The sequence below is a fragment of the Streptomyces sp. NPDC017676 genome, assembly GCF_044329325.1.
GTDB lineage: Bacteria > Actinomycetota > Actinomycetes > Streptomycetales > Streptomycetaceae > Streptomyces.
On the sequence record NZ_JBIRJA010000002.1, the window covers coordinates 697,523 to 717,016 of the forward strand.

Below are 19,494 nucleotides of genomic sequence, written 5' to 3' on the forward strand. Positions count from 1 at the left end.
GGGGCTGCACGTCAAGGTCAGAACTGGCCGAGACGAATCTGGTAGCAGTCGCTGGAAGAGGGCGCCGGCCTGGTCGCGAACGGTTGGGCTGTTGTCGGTGGGTCATCGAGCGCACGATCTCCTGGCTGACCGGCTACCGGCGTCTGTCACCCCGCTACGAGCGACATCCCCGCAACTACCTGGCCTTCCTCGGCCTCGCCGCCGCCCTCTGCTGCTACAAACGCCTCCTCAAACTGACCAGGTTGTAGGGACCGTCTTTGGGCGTCCACGTCAATCCAGGGCGGGCGCGTAGTAGCAGGTCAGGGCATCGCGGTCCGGGGGAGTCGGCGTAGTTGGTGACAGACTTGTGAGAGCGCCGGTGATACGGCGAAGCCCCGTCGGAAACATCACGACGGGGCTTCCGCATGGAGGGGGCTATGACAGAGTGCGGCGTCCGGCAGCACGGGCACTGACGCTTGGACTCCCGGCTCTGGAGCACCGGGAGCAAGGATGCCGGGCGTGGTAGGGCCTGGCCGACCACACGGCACACACGTTCGCTCAGCTCGCCGAACGGCTTTGCCTTCGCGAATATGGCGAGTCCCTCGACTGGCCAGTGTGCCTTCAGAGCGCGACCAGGAGGCGGTGTCCAAACCATCGACGGAAGATCGCGGTGCCCCGTTATAGGGGCAGTGCGGCCAGCGTTGCTGCCGTGGGGGGGGGGGGGGGGCCGGGGGGCGCCCCCCCCCCCCCCCCGCCCCCGCCCGCCCCCCCCCCCCCCCCCACGGCTCGGAGCCGTCCCGGTATCTACAGGTCGGTGCCGCTGGCTTCCTTCAGGATTTCGATGCTCTCAGGGTCCTTCGGCTCGGAGCGTCGGTACTGGGGGTGGCCAAGGTCCATCTGAAGCGCGGCGTGGAGCGGGGCCGGGTATCGCGTCCGGTCTGACCAGGAGAGCGCCTGGTGACAAAGCCGCGCCGCGGCAACCGCGAGAATCTCTCGGTCGTAGCCGTCCCGCGTGTGCATCGGGGTGATCTCCCTGGTGGTCATGCTGTACCAGGGTGCGTTCAGTTCGTTCTCCTTGCGCTCGTCGGCATTCTTCGATGCTTTCCCCGGGTCGGCGCGCCAGCGGGTCTTCCACTGCCCATGGCGCTTCTTGCCGTAGTTGCGGGGTTCGGTGAACAGGAACCAGGGGTGGCCTTCGGGCCGGGCTTCCGGGTAGTAGAGGTCGCTGGAGGTCTTGAGCGGGACGGTCTTGCCGTTCTTCTGCTTCTCGGTGACGGCGACCAGACGGGGCATTTCCGCCTGCGCGCAGTTCATGCGGATGATGCTGACCGGATTCCAGGACGGGGGCAGTCCGCTTGCGGGGAGCCAGAGGCGCGGCTCCCCGGGATCTTTTCCGAGGCCCTGCTTGTTGTTGTGGAGGCCGGGCCATACACGGCGGCTGGCGTGACCGTCGATCATCAAGGCGTAGGGCAGGCCGTCGAGTTCGTCGTGGAGCTCTTGGAGGGCGGTGCGGACGTCTTCACCGGCCTGTGCCCAGCGCTGGATTTCGCCGTCGCCGTTTTCAGTGTGAAGAGGGTAGTTGGCGGCGTGGAAGTTGCTCTGTGCGAGGGCGTAGTGCTCCCACTGCGGGTGGATGTTGCTCCAGCCGATCATGCGCCACGGGCCGCCGGGTTCAGGGGAGGGGATGATCACGCTGGCGGTGATGATCCTTTTGGGCTGGCCCTTGTACTTGCGGTCCGTGGCCTGCTTGCGGATGTGGATGCCGCAGAAGGCCATGCGGGGCAGCGGGTAGGGGTCGTCGCCGGGGTAGAGGGCACGCTCGAAGCGGTCGTCCACGACCCCGCACGAACGGTAGAGGTCCAGCAGACCCATGTAGACGCGGTGATCCTCGAAGGCTTTCGCGGGCCTCTTGATGATGGTGAAGGTCTTGGTGAACGGGTCGTACTCGCGGCCGACGAGGAATTGGGACGGCACTGCAGCCTTGGCGAGCTCCCGGACGACTTGGTGCTTGGCGTCGTTCTCCGCCAGGGCGGTCTTCACTTCGGCGGGCTTCATGCCCTCGTGTTCCTCGCCGCGCACCGGGATCTCTGTTTCACACCAGGCGGCGAGGAGGACGCCGGGTTCTGCGAAGGTGCCGGCGATCCTTTGGGCGTCAGTGGCGCGCTGAGTACCGGGGCCGTGCTCCAGCAGGGCTTCGGCGTTGCAGAAGACAGCTTCGATGCCGTCCGCGAGCGGGAAGGACTTCTTTCCGCCAGGGTCCGGATCGATGCCCTCCGGGTCCAGCCCGTAGGGGTGGGCGAGACCGTGGATCATCCGCGTGAGGGTCGCGTCGCGGTACCACAGGCACAGGATGCGGAGTTTCTTGTATCCGGCCGCTTCGATGGAACGGCGAATACCCTCCGGGGAGGGCTTGCCGATGAGATCGACGTATTCGCCATCCTGCTTCTTCTGTTGCTTCTCTTTCTCCTGGGCAGCGGTGGCGGGCTCGTGGGAACGCTTACCGAAGACATTCCCCTTCGACTTCAGGTCAAGCAGGGAGACGGCGTCACCGAAGACTCGCTGGATGTGTTCCCGCAGCAGGGAGAGATGGTAGATGCCGGCGCCGGTACCGACAGCGAAGGAGTCCGTCTTCGGCATGGTCGGCCTGATCGCGCCAGGAGGAGGAGTCAGGATGTCGATCCTCTTGCCATTTTCGTCCCTGGCGTTCAGGCGGCTGCGCTCACCGGCGACGCGTTCCTCGATGGCGTTGAGCGATGACCGGTCGGCGTCCATCTTCGCCAGGATTTCCAGCGCATGCTTGTTCGTCTGCCGCAGACCGCGCCCATCCAGGGACACAGACATGATCGGCCGGTCTGTTCCCTGGTCCACGAGAACGGTGCTGGCGTGGATCACCGTGTTGTTGATGCGCCGGATGTGAGCGTCAAGATTCAGGACAGGGTTCGGCTCGGCCGTGTAGGTGGCCATCTTCACCGACAGGCGGGACAGCGCGTACTGAACTTGACTGCGGGTGGGGTTCTCGGGACGGACCTTGAGCGCTTCGGCGAGGTCGACCGGGTGGGCGAGGGTGGCGAAGACCGGGCCGATGGGCTGTTCCCAGGCGATCAGGTCACCGTTGCTGATGGGCCGGTACTGCACGGCCGCGACGTTGTCGGAGGGCTGCCAGCCGACGGTCCTGTGTTTCACCTGGCCGTTCGTCGCCTCGTACGCCTCACGGACCGGCTCGACTTCCCGGTCGAGGAAGGGCTTTGCCGCCAGCTTCTTGGCGATGTGCCACTTCACCGCCTCATAGGCCCAGCTGTCCGGACTGGCGGGCTTGCCGTCTTCCTCTTGGAGGATGTTCTTAGCCAGGCTTCGGCGCTCAGGAGCGACGTCCGCGACCAGTCGGGCCAAGGTGGGTGGATCCATGAAGGGGATCTCATCCAGAGGAATCCGGCGGACGATGCCTTCCAGGTAAGTGAAGACCGTCCTGAGGGCGTCGGGCTCCACGGGGTTGAGCGTCACCATGAAGGCCAGGTACTTGTCCAGGTAGACGTAGCCATCGGTGATCTGCTGGAGCACGGTGACAGCGATGGAATAGGGGACCAGGAAGGGGTCGGATTCCTGGACATCCTTGATCCATTTCGCGTTCTTTGAGGCCGTGCTCCCCAAATCCCGCCAGGCCGTGCGGATGAGCGAGTGGTAGTCGCCGAAGTCCCAGACCAGGGCGGTCATGCCGTCCAGGAGCTCGGGGGTGCACCGGATCGATGTGGTGTGCGCGGTGAGATCCCGCTGCGTGTTGCTTCGCCCCATGAGCGGGGGTACCTCGTCTCTCGGTCTCTCCGTTTGGGAGAGGATGCGGGTCCGTCTCCGCCGCGGCAAGGCGGAGACGGGCGTGGTCAGTTCAGAGCGTCTCGCGGTCGAGCCCTGCATAGGTCAGGAATGCCTGAAGCGCTTGACCGTAGAGCTCATTCATGATGTCGCGCTGTTTCGGAGTCCAGTCGCGGTAGATCTGTTCGATGATCGTGGCCAGGTCGGAGCTGAACTTCTTGTCGTGGATGGAGTGGTCCACGATGTGGAGGGTCATGTCGGTCTCGCCCCGCCGGGCACGGCCGGCGAGCTGGATGAGCAGGACGAGCATTCCTGCGACGAGTTCCTTGCGCAGGTCGTGGTCCATATTGGAGAACCGGGCCGGGGAGCGAAGGATCTTGGTGAGTTGCTTCCAGGAGGCTTCGCCTGCTGCGCGCAGGACGGCCAAGGGCTCGTCGCTGCCGCCGGCGGGAAGGGTGTTGTAACCGGCGGCGTTGACGCTTGCGTGCAGCCAGTCGGTGTCCTCGATGCTCAGGACAGGCCGGACGCACAGATAGATGTCGCGGACTGCCGAGCGCGTTCCGACGACGATGTTCAGGCCCCGGCCGATGACGGCGAGGGGGGCGATAAGGATCTCTCCGCGGTCGGGGAACTCCTTGAGCTCTTCGCGGACCATCCGGTCCACGTGGGCAGGTAGGTGCTCCTCGTAGTTCTGTTTCTCCGGCTTCTTCACCAGCAGGCAGATCCGGTGGTTCAGCCCGTCGGCCTGTGCCACCCCGGAGGCGAGATAGGCGGCCTGCTCATAGGAGTTGACGGCGAGGATGACGCGGGCCCGTTCCGGTTCGTGCTTCTCCAGGCGGGCCAGGCGCTTGGCGAGCTGCTGCTCGTACAGGCCCCGGCCGAGATCGCGCAGTGCGTTGGGCTTCAGCTCTGGCGGGAGACCCCCGATCCTCATGGCATCCCCGCTGCTGCCCCGTACAGGCGTGGCGAGGGTGACGATGGACTCCGGACGGGTGTCGGGGAGCCACCAGCGGACCGGGGCATGGATGTGTTCCTGTACGGCCTGTGGTAGGTAGGCGGTGGCGGACAGGCCCATGACGGGACGCTGCACGCCGGCCGCCAGCAGGGCGGTGAGGCCGCCGAGTTCGCTGACGAAGGTGTGCGGATCGCCGCCGAAAGAACGTGACAGGAGTTCCGCTTCCTGCTCCTTTTTGTCCATGCCCTTGACCTGGTAGCCGTGGATGGAGCGGCCCAGCATGGCCAGGGGGTAGAGGGTGGCGACCGTGCTGCTGCGCATGCTTTCAAGGATCTTGCGGACCGATCCCAGGTCGAGATAGCGCAGGGTCTGGGCCTGCATGCGCAGCTCGTCCAGCGCGCTGTCGAGTTCCCGTAGCACGGTGCGGGTGATCAACAGGTTCACCACGGCGGCCTGCTGATGCGCATCGGGCACGAGCTCACGCAGGAGCGTGCGCATCGCGTCGCGAGTGTCGGTGAGGTGGTCCTGGCCGCGCTGCGCGGTGAGGATCGTCAGGGCTGTTTGGATGGCGTCCCAGTCGGCTCCGTCGGGAAGCTTGGCCTCCTCATCCGGTCCGGCCGCGTACCAGCGGGCGGGCATGATCTCGTCGAGGAAGGCGAACAGCTCGGGCGGAACGTCGTCGGCCGCGGTCTGGTGGGGGAACAGGAGCTGAAGGATTTCACGGTCCCTCGAGCGGGCCAGGCGCCAGCCGGTGTTGTCGCGGCTGGCCCCGTCAGGGCTGTCCGCCTCGTTGCCCGGGTTCAGCCTGAGCCCGCTGCCTGAGCAGAGCCACAGCAGCAGCATCTCGGCCATGAGCCGCGCGTGGCTGACCGGCGCTGCAAGGGACATCTCATGGACGACGGGCAGGTTCCTGGCGTCCGAGTCGATCTCCCGCAACGCGGTCGTTCGTTTCCGGGAAGCCAGAGTGAGCTCCGAGGTACAGCGGCTGATGGCGGCCGTCTGGAAGGCATCGATCTCATCGATCACCAGCGCATCGCAGGCGCGCAGCGTCATCTCCAGCACGCTCATGCCCCTGGTGCCACGTGCCTTGCCGCGGAACTCCTGCCCGTCCAGGACGACGCCGATGCGTGTGCGGCCTTCCAGGAGGTTGGCGTGGTTGGTGACGATCACGGCCGCGTCGGTGGCCCGGTAGAACTGCTGGAACTTGCCGCACACCGGGGCGAAGGAGCAGGTGAGCCGGGTGGAGCCGGTGGCCGGAGAGGTCAGCGAGGTGCAGTTCTCCTCCCCGTACGGATACAGGGTGGGCGGGTCCATCAACGCCCGCTGCGCGCAGCCGGCCGACAGCAGCGCGATGTCGGTCCTGGCGCGCCGGTCCCATTCGTCGATCTGGGTGGAGGTACCCAGGGCGGCGTAGTCCATGGCCCGCCGGTGCATGCTCGACGGGGACATCAGCGGAGTGCAGTGAGCGGGCTCGGCTAGGTGCTTGTTCTTGTGCAGATAGGCCAGGTCGTTGTTGATGTCCCAGGCCATGTCCAGGGTGGCGCGGACATCGGTGACGGCGAGGGCGATTCGCCGGTCGTTGAGCGCTGCCCAGGACGCCATGACCCGTACGAGTACCGTTTTGCCGCTTCCCGTGGGGGCGTTGAGGACCTGCAGGTCTCCGGACGTCAGGTCCAGTTCGGTCAGCTCGCCGTCGGTCGTCTTCATTGCCTTGAAGAAGCGCTTGAGCACCTTGTGCAGGTAGGCGACGCTCTTGTCCTGGCCGCTAAGGATCTTGGCGACATCCAGGAGTTGGTTCACTGTCGGCCCGACCCGGTCGCGCTGCGGGCGGGTGTGCACCTGCGGGAGCACCTCGTGGCCGGGCGCTTCAAGGAAGCCGGGAGTCGCCTGGATATGGATCTCCCTGCTGGTCGTGCCGTGCTCTTGGCCCAGGTAGGCCGTCCTCGTCTTGAGGGTTCCTGGGCCCGCGAACGCCTGTGCCTTGGGGCGCTTGCCGAAGGTGAAGAACGGCCCGGTGACGCGTTGTGCGTATCCGAGGAAATCCCCTCCCACCCTGGGGATCACCGCCTCGGCCAGCTGTGGGTCTCCGGCCGGCAGCCGCAGCGAACCTCCCGACCTGTCCGCGAGGTCGGGATCGGGGGCCAGGGTGCCTAGGAGCGCGAGGACGGCGGCCCTGAGTTTCTTCGCATCCGTCCATTCGGGAGCCATCAAGGCCATCACCTGACGGATCAGGTTCCGCTCGGCCACTGGCAAGCTCGCCCAATCCGACCATGCCTGCGGCTTGCGGTGGGCGAAGAACGTGGCTTCTTCGAAGCCGGCCAGGATGCGCCCCTCGTCGTCCTTGCGGGGAAAGTAGTGCGCGGCCAGAGCGAGTGCTCCAGCCAGGCCGGCTTCCTTACCCGTCATCTCCCCGCTCACGCCTTGCCCTCCTTGATCTGCGTGATGACCATCTCGAGGTAGTCCGTCGCGGTCATCGCCGCCTTCATCCTGTATGTGCGGCACACCGCGTGGAGCTGGGCCACCTGGTCCTGGCGATGGTCGGGCACTACCAGGTACTCGGCGCCGCCCTTATCGCCGCCGTCCATATGAAGCTTGCTGACCAGGTGATTCGGCCAGGTGTAGTCTTTGAAGTCAGCAGGAAAGTGCGGCTGTTCGCTTCCTTCGCGGGTGATCCACAGGTCACACTGGTCCCCGTTGGGCCACAGATGTGATGTCCAGGCGCTTCCCTCCAGGGCCGTCGCGGCGGCTCGGTGCAGGGCCAGTTCGGGTAGGCCAGGGATGACGGTGTAGCGCCACACCGGCCGTACCAGCGCCATGTACTCTGCGGCCGGCTTAGCCTGCGGCACGTGCGGTACGGCCCCGGTCCATAGGCGTGCGAACCGGCCGGACGGGACCCGGCATTCGAACGTCGGACTCAGTTCGGGGGCCGACTTCTTCCGGGCGGTCACGACGAACTCGTACGACGCGCCCGTCTCCTCGTGCCAGGGGTACAGACACCGCACCCTTCCCCTTGTGCGCGCGCCGGTGCGGGCAGCTGTCACCTTCATCGGCCACTTGCAGGCGGGGCAGGGCCACCACCAGCCGTTGAACTGCGCGTACTGGGCGATCGGCTTGTAGAAGTCGTTCGCCCGGGAGGGCAGCTTGAGCTCCGTGAGACTGCCCGTCGGCACCGTCGGGTTCTCAACCAGAGTGGTGCGGTGCCTCTGGTAGAAGGAGCCCTTGATCGCGCTGAAGACGGCTTCCTGGCTGTACTCGTCATCCAGCTTCGGTTTCGTTACCTGCCCGGTGAACTTCCCGACCTTCTGCGCGGCCCGCAGGACGCGCTGGGCTTCGTGCCGGAAGTCGAACCCGTCCTCCGTGGCAACGCCCTCGCTGTCCATGAGCCGCACGCCAGCGAGAGCCTCGCTGTCGATCCAGTCGGGCAGCAGCCCTTCCAGTGAGCCAGCCCGGTCGCCAGTGAGCCTGCCCATCAGTTCGTCGAACAGGATCAGGTGCCCCGGGCCGCATGCCGCCATCAGGATGCCGTGGGCCTCCATGAGGCGGTCCAGGCGTCTCGGCCCGTCCAGTCCCTCGCCGACCATCGCGTGCTCGCACACGGCGAACGCCTTGACGATTTCCAGCAGTGCGTGAGTCTGCTGAATGTCCGTTGTGTCGTCAGCTTGCATCACGTGCCGGACCATACGGCAGGCCACTGACAATGGGCCCTGGGAATCCCGAGGGGAGTTCAGCCAGAGCTCTCGTCGAGGCCCTCGGTGTCGATGCTGGGATACAGGCCGCGGTAGGCGTCGAGGTGGTCGGCGATGTGGCTTCGCCCGGAGTCGGTGAGGAACCACCGGTACGGTCCGTGAGTCACTCCGTCGGGGTGCCGCAACACGATGAAGCCCCGGCTCGGGGTCCGTCCATCAGGGCTTTGCCCCACCGCCAGGTAATGCGGCCCACGCCCGGCGAGGCTGCCGTCCACCCCCTGCGCTCCGGCGCGCGCGACCCGGACCATGATCTTCCAGAGCCACAACGACAGCAGCGGCGCTGGTGGTCCTGCTTCCCGGGGAGCCCCGAGGGCCGCACGGGCCACCGCTCGCCCGTGCCGGGTCATCTCCACCCGGGTACGGGGGATATCCCCCAGACCGTCGACATACAGCCGGTCCCGGTACACGACGATCAGGCCACGCCGCTCCAAAGCGGCCACCGACGATCCAGCTCCTGGGTCATGTACCCCCGCTGCGCGCAGCCCCTCCTGAATGCGGGTGTACCCGACTACATCAGACGAGGCGGAGACTGCCAACGTCATGCGCCGCCATTCGGCTGCTGGTCGCTGTTCCGCTCCCACCAAGCGGGCCTGCCGCTGTTCTTCCTCTACCTCCTGGTCGTGACGGAAGATGCACGTCAGATAGGTACGTTGCCGCTCGTTGAGGGCCCTCCATACAGCCATCGACTCCTCGGAAGGCTGACGGGGACGTCGGACGGGAAGCACTGGGAGAGGGTCCTCCGGGCGGCTGCGGCGCCAGGCATCCATCACCACCCGGTCGGGGACTCTATAGACCTGGGCAATCATGTGCGCCACTCTCCCCAGGGTCTCGGGAGATCCCCACATCCAGCCGCGCACACGTCTGCCGCGTTCAAGATCGCGGATCTTCTCGGCGCTGATATGCAGACCGTGTGCACCACGCTTGCGTCGTAGAGCTGAGGCGGCCTCTTCCGTGCTCAAGCCAGCATCACGACGCAAGTCGGCCAGGCTCTCGGTACCCGGTTCGCGCCCTGTCAGATCCTGCGCACCACATCGCAGAACCTCTAGCAATCGGCCGAAAGCTCGGTCACCAACAGTCCGTGTTCCCGCTTCCCAGTGGCGTACAGCACGTGGCGTAACCCCTACAGCCTCGGCGAGCTGTTCCACGCTCATGTCTCTGAACAGTCGTTGGCGTTGCAGGGCCTGGGGACGGAGGGACTGTGCCATACCGGAAGCAAAACGTAGTGAACAGTTCACTGCAACTATTCACGACGGGGCGATCCTGAGCCCGGCCAAGGCGGTTGCGGGCAACTACCGTCCAGAGCTTGGGGCCATCGCTGGTCGCCCCTCAGGACGCGCGCGGTCTGTGCCTCTCGGTCGCAGGGCCGGCCAGCGAAGGAGCCGTGGTGCACGACAGGGTGGCGAGGTCGCTCCGGTCTTCGCCGTCGTCGGCCACGCCGAAGGGGACCGTCCCCGTAACGTGTTCTCGTCGGTGGACGCCTCCGTGCACCTCAGTGACCAGTCCACCAGCGCCGTTGGTCGGCGCCTGCCCAAGGGGATGCGGCCCGAGATCGCGCCGGGTCTGGAGGGCGCTGACCGTGATCTGGCGATCCGGCTGCTGACCCGCCCCGAGGGTGCACCGTGGTGGAGTCTGAAGTTGTACCGCTCTCAGTCGTACGACGGCTACCGTTCCGGCAGGGCGGACCACCCCGCTGTGGGCGAGCTGCCGCCCATCCTCGTCGACTCGCTCGGGGAGCCGGTGGTCGCGGCCTGGACGTCGCCGGAGGGCGACCAGCGGTGGTATCTCATCCCCGATGCCACCCGCTGCGCTGCGCCGGGCCAGGTCACCGTTCTTCATCGACCCCGATCTGCAGACCGTCGGTGAGCAGAGCGCTCGCGACGCGCTGGAGGACCTGGAGGCGCGGTACGCGGCCGATTCTCAGGCTCATGTGCCCTCGTGGGTCAGCTCGCTTCAGGACCACGCCCCCCAGACAATGACCGCCGCGGCTGCAACCAGGGCGACCGAGACGGCCCAGACGATCGCTGTCCGTGCAGAGGTTTGCTGGGCCCCTCCGCTGACTTCGGCTCGCGCTGATCCACGATGGCGCGCGACCGCAATAGGCGCCGTGACGGTCACAGAGGAGTTGTCGCCCGTGATGATGTTGATGCTTTGAAGTGCTTGAGCGACCTGGTCCGGTGTCGGATCTTTTTGCCCTTGTGGCATCGCGGCCCGCAACTCCCCGACGAGCTGGACGAGTCGCGTGCGGACCTGGTCCAGAATGCCCTCCAGGGCTGACGGGTGCACAGCCCAGTACAGCCTGAGAACCTGCCTGGGCGAGTTCTGGCTCATGAACACGGCCAGGTCGGCAGCCATGGCCGGACCGAGCTGCACAGTCTGGCCAGAATTTCCGGCGATGAGGGACTCGATCTGGCCGACGCCCTGCCCGAGGCGAAGTTCGCCGCCCAGGCTGTCACGGGCGAAGTCCGGCAGGTCGAACATGCTGACCGGCTGCTCCCGAAACTGGTACATCCCAGCGAGGCCATCCATCACCAGGGGGGCTGAGATTCTCCGGTAGTCGGGAATCGGCACGTCCGTGCCCTCGTAACCCTGGAGTTCCCGCAGCGCCCAGGCCCGCAACGGTTCGGAGTGAGCGTGCCCGCCCAGGGTGATCACCTGGCGCAAGATCGGCGCGAGCGGGCGGCTCTCGTCGAGGACGTCGCCTTCCAGTCTGTCGAGGCGGCTTCGGCGGAATCTCACTTCACGGCCACGGTGACGATGACGCCAGCAACCGTCCCCAGAGCGGCGATGGCACCCCAGATGACCGAGGTGCGGTGCCACCAGGGCTGCGGAGTCGCGGGCGCGGGTTCATTGACGTTGGCGCTCGCGGTGCCGCCGCGGTCCGCTTTCGCGTTCGGCGCCACGATGTTGAAAGTGGAGCCGTCGCCTCCTGTGATGTTGAGGGCCTGTTGCGCGGCCGAGTTGATCTGGTCGGGGTTCGGGTTCTGCTGGCCCGGGGGCATGGCTGCTCTCACTTCCGCGACGAACTGGGTCAGACGTGTTCTGATTTGATCGAGGACGCCCGCGATACTGGCGACGGAGACGTCCCAGTGCAGAGAGGTGATCTGGGAACCTTCGTTTCCCTGCTGATGCTGCTCCTGCGTCATCAGTAGGGCGTAGTCGGCAGAACCGGGCGGGCTCAGGCGTACCGACGCCCTGTCGGTGCGGGCGACCAGCGCTTCGAGTTCCCGTACTCCTTGTCGGATCGGCGCGCTCTCCCCGATGCCGCGATCCTGGGCGTGTTGAGGTAGTTGGTTTGGACTGACCCGCTGGGTATTGTCCCGAATGATCTGACCTGGAAGGTAGAGATCGACCACGACTTCGAGCGCGGCTGGCACCTTCCGGTAAGAGGGCAGCTCATCGGACGCCGCGTACCCCTCCAGCTCTTTCAGCGCCCATGCGCGCAGCTCCTCATGGCGCGCGTAGCCGGCCAACATGAGGCACTGCCGGAGCGCAGTGGCGAGAGAGGCAGCGTCGTCTAGGACGGCGCGCTCAAGCTGCTCTAGTCCTCGGACGTCGGGTGTCGTCACGGCATCCAGTTTGCACGGCCCCACTGACAACACCGGTCGGATTCGTTGTCCTGGTGCGAGGATCCACACCCGGGCCCTCGGCCGGCCCACCCTCGACTGCCAACAACCAAATGGGCCCCCGACTCCGTCGGCGGCCCATCGCGACCTTCGCCGGGGCCGCACTTGCGCGCGAACTGGGCGGTTACGCCTCTCTGTTCGCAGTGCTGGCGGTGACCTAGTTCGCCGCTGCCGTATTGGCCGCTGGATCGGGGCACGGACTTGCTCAGTCCAAGGCGAGGCAGCGGAATGCATTGCGGCTGTGAGGGGCTCGGCTCACGTCCGACGGCGTCCGATGTGAATGGCGGCCTACGACGTTTCCTTCATGCGGCCACACGCACCGCTTACACGAAGGCGAGTTCACGGAAGGCGTTGCGGACATCGGTCAGTGGTCCGCGGTCGCGGGTGTAGTAGAGCTTGTTGGTCAGGAGCACTGCCCACAGGCCCCTGGTGGGTGAGACCCACATTCCTGTGCCCGTGACTGTTCGGCGGTGGTGCCAGGGGCGGGATGCCAGAAGAAGCCGCGCGCGGGTTGCAGCGCGCCGGTCTGGATCGTCAGCGACTCGGTGGTCCAAGCGGGACCGAAGCCAGCCTGCCTTGGCGCGGTGTCGGTGTTCAGCATGTAGCGCAGGAAGGCAGCGAGGTCGTCGAGGATGGTGAAGACGCCGACGATGCCGCAGACGCCGCCCACGAGGCGTGCGGAGAAGTCGTGAGCTGTTCCCTTGAGGTGGCTGTCGGTGTCCTGGTCGAGTTCGGGAGGCGCAGCGAGCGGCGATTTTCTGTAGGCAGGGGGACGAAGCGGGTGGAGTTCATGCCCAGTGGGTGCCACGTGCGGGCGGTGGACAGCTGGTCCAAGGGTTGGCTGGTGAGGTGTTCGGCGAGGTAGCCGAGGATGAGCGCGGCCCGGTCGGTGTACTCGACCCGGCGACACGGCTGGCCAGTCTGCCTTCAGAGCGGGGTAGTGAGAGGGCGTGCTTGGAACGACGAAGCCCCGCCGGAAGCGGAGCCTCGTCGAAGCCGGCTTAGGGTGTGGGGCGGCATCCGGCGCGGGCATCGTTATACTCCGGATCTCCGCTTTCGAGGACGCGGAGTAGGGACGCCGTGACAACACGCGTCTTACGGCCGATGCGTAGCACACGGCACGGAAACTGCCCGCTGCGGATCAGGTCGTATCCCTTGGCCCGTGAGAATCCCAGCGCCTTTGAGGCGTCCTCCACGCTCCCCGTTCCGCCCCAGTTGGCGCGGATGTGAGCGGGGCTATAGCGAGGGCCTAGAGTCTCTTCGATCTGCGTGTGCATTCCGATTACTTTCGTCTTGGCGGGTAGCCCGTGTCGGGCCTACGGACACCGCATGCGCCCGTCATCGCGGTGACCGTCAATACTCCGCGTTATCGCCGGTTTGGCTAACCGGCGATTTGGGGCTATGTTGCCTCGCTCGCCGTGGAGGGGCTCGCTCTGACAGCGTAAGGCGCGATGCCGGAGAGGAGTCGGCAGGGTCCATCACTTCACTGCATTGCCCAGCACTGTGACGAACGGTTACCACGGATCAGTTGGGTGTTGCATGGGTCGCAGTTCGCCCCGTTGCACCACTGCAGGTCAATTGGGGTCTGGCTCTTCGGGGTCAGGCCCGTTGATGTTCAACGGGCTGGATAGGTGCTGGATTTCCTGACCCCTCGTCACCTGCCGTCAACCCCGCATCTCCTGTGCCGTGCTGGATTCGTGCTGGACGCCGACGAATCACGGCCACCACCGGCCTGCGTGCTGCGCGCCGGGGCAACTGGCCCGGTCGATCGGGCCTCGGGCACACGTTCTTCACGTGACTCGCGCCGGTTGCGGAAACAAATCTCTGCCTGTCCGACGTTGTCGATCTCCTATGCGATAACGGGGGTGGTCGGCTTGAAGTTGTTCCGGACGGACGCATCGCAATGCGGAGTGAGCGAGGTCATGCCGCGTCTTGCTGAGGTCGAGGCAGATGTGCAGGGTCTCGTCGAGGCGCACATGGAGACGCTGCTAGGCGTCCGTTTCCTGGCGAGTGAGTACGGCACCGGGCCGGTCCACAAGGGCCGGATCGATTCGCTCGGGCTGGACGAGAACGGATCGCCGGTCATCGTCGAGTACAAGCGCGGCATCGACGCCGGCGTCATCAACCAGGGCCTGTTCTACCTGGCGTGGCTAATGGACCACCGTGCCGAGTTCGAGCACCTGGTCCTCGAGCGGCTCGGGATGAGGGCCGCGTCCCAGGTCTTGTGGAGCAGCCCTCGCCTGATCTGTATCGCCGGCGACTTCACGCGTTACGACGTGCATGCCGTGCACGAGCACCGGCGGTCGATCGACCTGGTTCGCTACCGACTGTTCGGGAGCGACCTGCTCGGGCTTGAGACCGTGGCGTCCGGGAGCGGCGGCATGCAGGCGGCACGCCGAGCCCGCCGCCAGGCGGTTGCCCGGGCGACAGCCGGCATCCAGGACGCGTCGATGGTTGAGCTGGCGAGCGCGGTCGATGAGGCATTGCTCGGGCTCGGGGACGGTGTGAACCGCGTCGAGCGCAAAACGTACCGGGCGTACCAGCGGCTGCGGAACTTCGCCTGCCTCTGTCCGCCGCAGCGGAGCAAGCTGCTGGTCTACCTGAAGGTTGACCCGAAGGACGTCGACCTTGTCCCGGGATTCACCCGGGATGTCTCCGGTCTCGGTCACCATGGGACGGGTGATCTGGAGGTGCAGTTGCGTACGCCGAGGGATGTGGAGCGGGCGCAAAATCTGTTCCTGGCGAGCTACGCGGCAGCGTGACTCGTCCCTTCTGCGGCCTGCCCAAGGGCTGAGCCTGTGGCGGGTGTTTGCCTGGCTCCTGGCGACTCCGATTCTTCCGACGCTCCAGCTGCGTGACCATGCAGTGCCAGTGCGGTAGGCGTGCACCTTCCGCGCGCAGGTTCCTGCACCAGAGCGACGATGAGGGGGCAGCATCATGGACGTGGTCGAGCGCTGGACCGGCTGCTACGCCTGCCTGCTGCAGTCCGCCTTACGCCTCGGCAACGAACGCAGTCGAGAACATCGATGTCATGTGGGTCCCAAGAAACTCGGTCCCCCGCTTCATCCCCGTCGATACGATCTTCCCACGCATCCTGGCTGTCCTGGAGGAGCAGATGTGACGCAGCAGAACGCGGAGGAGCAGCCGGGCATCGCCGCGGCCATCGTCGTCAGCGAGGGGCGCGTGCTCATGGTGCGGCGCCGGGTCAGCGAGGGACAGCTCTCGTGGCAGTTCCCGGCCGGCGAAATTGAGCCGGGCGAGAGCCGCGAAGACGCCGCCGTACGAGAGACCCACGAGGAGACCGGGGTGGAGGTGGCCGCCATGAAGCTGCTCGGCGAGCGGGTCCACCCGAAGACAGGTCGGTTGATGTCGTACACGGCCTGTGAGGTGGTGGGCGGTACTGCTCATGTCGCGGACGCCGAGGAGTTGGCTGAGCTTGCGTGGGTCGCCCATGGTGATATCCCGCAGTATGTGCCATATGGGCTGTTCGAGCCGGTGCAAGAGTATCTCGACGCGGTCATGGCGACCTGAGTGGTTCCATCTCAAATGGGCGATCTCTTGAGCTCGAGTAAGTGCGTTAGTACCAGGACTGGAACTGGGGCGTGGCTGCTGGAGGCGGACCTCAATCTTGGTGAGCAGGACCTGCCTGCCCCTCGTGGTGGAAGCCTAGGTGGGTAGACGGCACCGGCGACCGCATCGACATCGAGACAAGCGCGAGCGTCCTCCAGGCCAAGAAGGACCTCAGCCGCCTGAAAATCCGCCTGTGTTCCGGGTTGTTCAGGTGCCCCATTCCATCCGTACGGGCTCGCGGGCTGCGGCGAGGGCGCCGTCGAAGTCGGCGAGGCGTTCGGCGAGGGTGGTGGTGGCGATGCGGGGCGGGAGGGCCGCCGAGAACTTGAGGCCGCGGACTGCCCGCGGGTCAACGGTGGGCAGGGTGAGGGAGTCGGGGAGTTCGGCGCGGGCGGCTTTCCAGTCGATGGGGGAGAGGTCCTGGCGGAGCCGGATATGGGTGTCCGTGGGGCGCTGGACGGGGTCGGCGAGGTTGCCGAGGGAGGCGGTGAGGGTGGCGTTGGCGCGGTATCCGGCCCAGGTCCACCAGCGGGTGGCGTCGGCGTCGCGGACCAGCAGGGTGCCCGCCGGGTGGACTTCGTGGGGTGCGCGGTCCATACGGAGTTCAGCGAGGGCCGCGACGGCGCGGCGGGTGAGGCGGACGTCGGGGTCCGTGCCGAGCAGGACGTCGCGCATGGCGCGCGTGAGGACGTAGGACAGCCCGCGAGCTTCGCTGCCCTGCCATTTGGCGATGCCGCCGTCTTCGACGGGTTCCACGAAGGCACGGCGTCGGGCCCAGTCGATGAACGTGACCTGCCAGCTGCGGCCGGCCAGCAGCAGGCGGCGCGGGCCCGGTCGTTCTTCGGTGAGGACGGTGGGGTCGGTGGTGCCGATCTCGGTGCGTCCAGCGAGCACCGTGAACTCGGGGGGTGCGGTGAAGGAGGCGGTCAGCTCCATGAAGTGCCGGCGGCCGAAGTGCTTCTCGGCTTCGGAGCCGATGAACAGCATGCCGCCGTCGCTGTCGAGGAAGCCTTCCGCGACCAGGTGCGACAGGAGGGGCGCGGCAGACTGGTCGAAGGGAGCCAGGCCGTTCCACTGCTCGGGCCACAACCGGTCGCCGACGCGGTGTTCCTGCAGGGTGATGGCGAGGAGCTGCTGGGCGACGAGATGGCGGGGTGAGGGGGGCGGGGTGACGGGTTCCACCCAGCCACGGGCCCACAGAGTGAGCAGGCCGGCGGCTTGGAGCAGGGTGTCGGGTCGGGTGGCGAGGAACAGGCAGTTGCGGGATGTGCCGGCGCGACGCCCGGTGCGGCCGATGCGCTGCAGGAACGAGGCCACTGTGCTGGGTGAGTCGATCTGGATGACACGGTCGAGGTCGCCGACGTCGATGCCGAGTTCCAGGGTGGAGGTGGAGACGATGACGCAGTCGCGGGCTTCGGCGAATGCCTGCTCGGAGCGTGCGCGTTCGTCGGTGGACAGTGAGGCGTGTGAGAGGAACACGGTGACGTCGCGGGCGCGCAGTGCCGCACCGAGTTCTTCCACCTGCTTGCGGGAGTCGCAGAAGACGAGCCGTTTCTCGCCTCGGTGCAGGGCGGAGATCACCTTGGCGGCGTTGGCGAGCGATCCGACGTAGTCGAGCTCCACCTCTCCTGCGGGGCGCGGGTGTTCGGTGGTGCCGGTTGTGGCGGGCAGAGTGACGCCGGGGGCGACGACCCGGCCAGGGCGGTCGGCGGGGCGTGCGCCCTGGAGCCAGGTGAGCAGGGTGTCGGGGTTGCCGACTGTGGCGGACAGCCCGATGCGCTGGATGCGGTGGCTGGCGAGCCGTTCCAGGCGTTCGAGCACGGCAAGCAGGTGCCAGCCGCGGTCGTCCCCAGCGAAGGCGTGCACCTCATCGACGACGACGGCACGCACCCGGCCCAGCATGTGTGCGTGGTCGGTCTTGACGCTGATGAGCATCGCTTCGAGCGACTCGGGTGTGGTGAGCAGGAAGTCGGGGGATTCGGTGCGGATGCGACGGCGTACGGACTCGGGGGTGTCGCCGTGCCAGAGGGCGGCTCGGCGCCCCAGCCACTGGGCGTAGCTGTCGACCCGGTGCACCAGGTTGTTCAGGAGCGCCTTGAGCGGGGCCAGGTAGAGGACTGAGGTGCCGGTCCAGCGCTGCTCTCGCATGGCGGACAGCAGGGGGAAGGTGGCGGCCTCCGTCTTCCCGCCCGCCGTCGGCGCGAGCAGGATCGCGTCCTCGCCGTTCATCAGCGGGTGCACGGACGCCTTCTGCAGCGGGCGCAGATCGGGCCACCCGAGCGTGTTGACGATGTGGTGCAGGACTACCGGGTCGAGGCGCTCCAGCGGGTCGGTGCCGCGCGGCTGCTCCTGCACGTCTGCAACTCCCGGGCTGTTCGTTCGTCAGAGTTCGGGACTTCGGGACTGGGTCGTTAGATGTCGAGGTTGAGGTCGTCAGCCGAGGCGGCTGGTGCGGGTGCGGCGAAGTTCCGTTCGGTGACGGTGAGCTCACTGCTGCCCACGGTCAGCTTGTAGTGCGTGCGCGGGTCGAAGTCGGGGAACTGGTCGATCCGGTCGAGTACGTCGCCAACCAGCTTCTTCAGGTACAGCCGTGGTGCGACTCCTACCTTCCCGCCCAGTGCCCCGCCCACAGCCCGGGCCAGGTCGGTGAGGTAGGCGTCGTCGGCAAGCTGCTTGATCCTGTCGGGGGACTGGGAGCCTTCGGTATACAGGTCGCGGATGGTGGTGCCCAGGCCGGTCAGTGATGCCTCGGTGAATCCGGGTAGCCGGATCTGGACGGCCCGCGGGTTGTCGAAGCGGGGGTCGGTGGTGAAGTCGGTGGCGAGGCGCTGGGCGAGCGGTGCGAGTCGCTGGACGCCCTGCTGCCCGTCGTAGAAGGCGGGCGTGCCGGTGATGATGAGATACAGGCCGGGGAAGCGGCCGGAGTGGACCTCGTCGATGAGCTGCCGCAGTGCGTTGAGTGCTTTGTCGCGGGCGTCGGAGCGGACCCGTTGCAGGGTTTCTACTTCGTCCAGGACGAGGACGAGGCCGGCGTGCCCGGCGTCTCTCAGCACGGTGAGCAGGCCCTGAAGGAAGCCGAAGGCACCGAAGTGGTCGAGGTCGCCGCGGACGCCTGCACTGCGCCGGGCGGCTGCGGCGACGTGCGGCTGGCCGCCGAGCCAGGCCATCACAGCAGCGGCGGTGGCCTCGTCGCCGGTATCCAGGGACTGCTTGTATCCGCGCAGGGCGGTGGCGAACGCGGGGGCGTGTCGGGACACCTCGGCCAGGCGGGCAGTGAGGAGCCGGTCCACGGCCTGTGGCAGCTCGCTCTCGCTCGCGCCATCGGCGAGTGCGTCCTCCTCGAGTGCGTAGAACCAGGCGTCTACGACCGGCCGCAGGGCGCTGGGTGGGAAGCTCGCGGTGGCCAGGCGCTCGGTGAGTCGCCGGTAGACCGTCTCCAGCTTGTGCAGCGGGGTCTCGGTCTCTGACACCTGCACCTCGGCCACGGCAAAGGTGCGCCGTTTGGCGCGCTCGCTGAGCCAGCGAGTGAAGAAAGTCTTGCCGGATCCGTACTCGCCGCGCACGGCCTTGAACACCGAACCGCCTGCGGCGGCAGTGTCCAGTTCCTCATCGACGGCCCGCTCGAAGCGGTCTAGTCCGGTGGCGAGCAGGTCGAGGCCGCTCTCGGGGACGGCGCCGCGCCGCAGCGCGTCCACGACAGCACGCCGCCGCACCGCGCTGACCGGGGTGGTAGCCCCGGATGCTGAAGATCCAAACGCGTTCACCCGAATAGTCTCCCATCCAGCCGCCCACCTGGCCGGACACCCGGCCATGC

General features: G+C 66.9%; 12 protein-coding genes and 3 pseudogenes. 4 read left to right on the forward strand and 11 right to left on the reverse strand.

Features of this window, described 5'->3' with window-relative positions; all coding sequences use genetic code 11:
* Positions 1 to 77 precede the first annotated feature (77 nt).
* Positions 78 to 248 (forward strand): annotated as a pseudogene (locus ACH4LD_RS07315) (transposase); the annotation flags it as partial.
* 535 nt (positions 249 to 783) lie between these two features.
* On the opposite strand, the gene ACH4LD_RS07320 reads toward ACH4LD_RS07315, so the two are convergent.
* From ACH4LD_RS07320 to ACH4LD_RS07360, 9 genes and pseudogenes are all read right to left on the reverse strand, one after another.
* The gene (locus ACH4LD_RS07320; protein ID WP_398058956.1) at positions 784 to 3,768 is read right to left on the reverse strand and encodes an RNaseH domain-containing protein; all 2,985 of its coding nucleotides are present in this window, start codon (positions 3,766 to 3,768) and stop codon (positions 784 to 786) included.
* A 91-nt stretch (positions 3,769 to 3,859) separates the two neighbouring features.
* Positions 3,860 to 7,159, reverse strand: a complete 3,300-nt coding sequence (locus ACH4LD_RS07325; protein ID WP_398058955.1) for a hypothetical protein — start codon at positions 7,157 to 7,159, stop codon at positions 3,860 to 3,862.
* Complete coding sequence (locus ACH4LD_RS07330; protein ID WP_398058963.1) at positions 7,156 to 8,406, reverse strand: hypothetical protein; 1,251 nt, start codon at positions 8,404 to 8,406, stop codon at positions 7,156 to 7,158. The genes ACH4LD_RS07325 and ACH4LD_RS07330 overlap by 4 nt, the downstream gene beginning before the upstream one ends.
* 59 nt (positions 8,407 to 8,465) lie before the next feature.
* On the reverse strand, positions 8,466 to 8,927 hold the full coding sequence (locus ACH4LD_RS07335) for a hypothetical protein (protein ID WP_229901339.1): 462 nt from the start codon (positions 8,925 to 8,927) through the stop codon (positions 8,466 to 8,468).
* Positions 8,928 to 9,515: 588 nt separating this feature from the next.
* Positions 9,516 to 9,692, reverse strand: a pseudogene (locus ACH4LD_RS07340) (helix-turn-helix domain-containing protein); the annotation flags it as partial.
* Between the two features lie 745 nt (positions 9,693 to 10,437).
* A complete protein-coding gene (locus ACH4LD_RS07345; protein WP_398058954.1) occupies positions 10,438 to 11,223 on the reverse strand; it encodes a hypothetical protein in 786 nt (261 codons plus the stop codon).
* Complete coding sequence (locus tag ACH4LD_RS07350) at positions 11,220 to 12,053, reverse strand: hypothetical protein (protein ID WP_361292715.1); 834 nt, start codon at positions 12,051 to 12,053, stop codon at positions 11,220 to 11,222. The genes ACH4LD_RS07345 and ACH4LD_RS07350 overlap by 4 nt, the downstream gene beginning before the upstream one ends.
* A gap of 651 nt (positions 12,054 to 12,704) precedes the next feature.
* Positions 12,705 to 12,983, reverse strand: a complete 279-nt coding sequence (locus ACH4LD_RS07355; protein WP_398058962.1) for a serine hydrolase — start codon at positions 12,981 to 12,983, stop codon at positions 12,705 to 12,707.
* A 128-nt stretch (positions 12,984 to 13,111) separates the two neighbouring features.
* A complete protein-coding gene (locus ACH4LD_RS07360; protein WP_398058953.1) occupies positions 13,112 to 13,387 on the reverse strand; it encodes a helix-turn-helix domain-containing protein in 276 nt (91 codons plus the stop codon).
* Positions 13,388 to 13,975: 588 nt separating this feature from the next.
* Here ACH4LD_RS07360 and ACH4LD_RS07365 point away from each other — a divergent pair.
* From ACH4LD_RS07365 to ACH4LD_RS07375, 3 genes and pseudogenes are all read left to right on the forward strand, one after another.
* On the forward strand, positions 13,976 to 14,872 hold the full coding sequence (locus ACH4LD_RS07365) for a DUF5655 domain-containing protein (protein WP_398058961.1): 897 nt from the start codon (positions 13,976 to 13,978) through the stop codon (positions 14,870 to 14,872).
* Positions 14,873 to 15,120: 248 nt separating this feature from the next.
* Positions 15,121 to 15,231, forward strand: a pseudogene (locus ACH4LD_RS07370) (NUDIX hydrolase); the annotation flags it as partial.
* Positions 15,228 to 15,641: an NUDIX hydrolase gene (locus tag ACH4LD_RS07375; RefSeq protein ID WP_398058952.1), complete on the forward strand. Its 414-nt coding sequence runs from the start codon at positions 15,228 to 15,230 to the stop codon at positions 15,639 to 15,641. The pseudogene ACH4LD_RS07370 and the gene ACH4LD_RS07375, both read left to right, overlap by 4 nt.
* A gap of 246 nt (positions 15,642 to 15,887) precedes the next feature.
* On the opposite strand, the gene ACH4LD_RS07380 is transcribed toward ACH4LD_RS07375, so the two are convergent.
* Together ACH4LD_RS07380 and brxD are read right to left on the reverse strand one after the other, a co-directional pair.
* On the reverse strand, positions 15,888 to 18,035 hold the full coding sequence (locus ACH4LD_RS07380) for a DEAD/DEAH box helicase (RefSeq protein ID WP_398058951.1): 2,148 nt from the start codon (positions 18,033 to 18,035) through the stop codon (positions 15,888 to 15,890).
* A 56-nt stretch (positions 18,036 to 18,091) separates the two neighbouring features.
* Complete coding sequence (gene brxD / locus ACH4LD_RS07385; RefSeq protein WP_398106163.1) at positions 18,092 to 19,492, reverse strand: BREX system ATP-binding protein BrxD; 1,401 nt, start codon at positions 19,490 to 19,492, stop codon at positions 18,092 to 18,094.
* Positions 19,493 to 19,494 lie beyond the last annotated feature (2 nt).

Bases quoted from the DNA above. Each gene is read 5' to 3' on its own strand.
- ACH4LD_RS07320 (WP_398058956.1), bottom strand. From the start codon at position 3,768: ATGGGGCGAAGCAACACGCAGCGGGATCTCACCGCGCACACCACATCG.
- ACH4LD_RS07330 (WP_398058963.1), bottom strand. From the start codon at position 8,406: ATGCAAGCTGACGACACAACGGACATTCAGCAGACTCACGCACTGCTG.
- ACH4LD_RS07360 (WP_398058953.1), bottom strand. From the start codon at position 13,387: ATGCACACGCAGATCGAAGAGACTCTAGGCCCTCGCTATAGCCCCGCT.
- brxD (WP_398106163.1), bottom strand. From the start codon at position 19,492: ATGGCCGGGTGTCCGGCCAGGTGGGCGGCTGGATGGGAGACTATTCGG.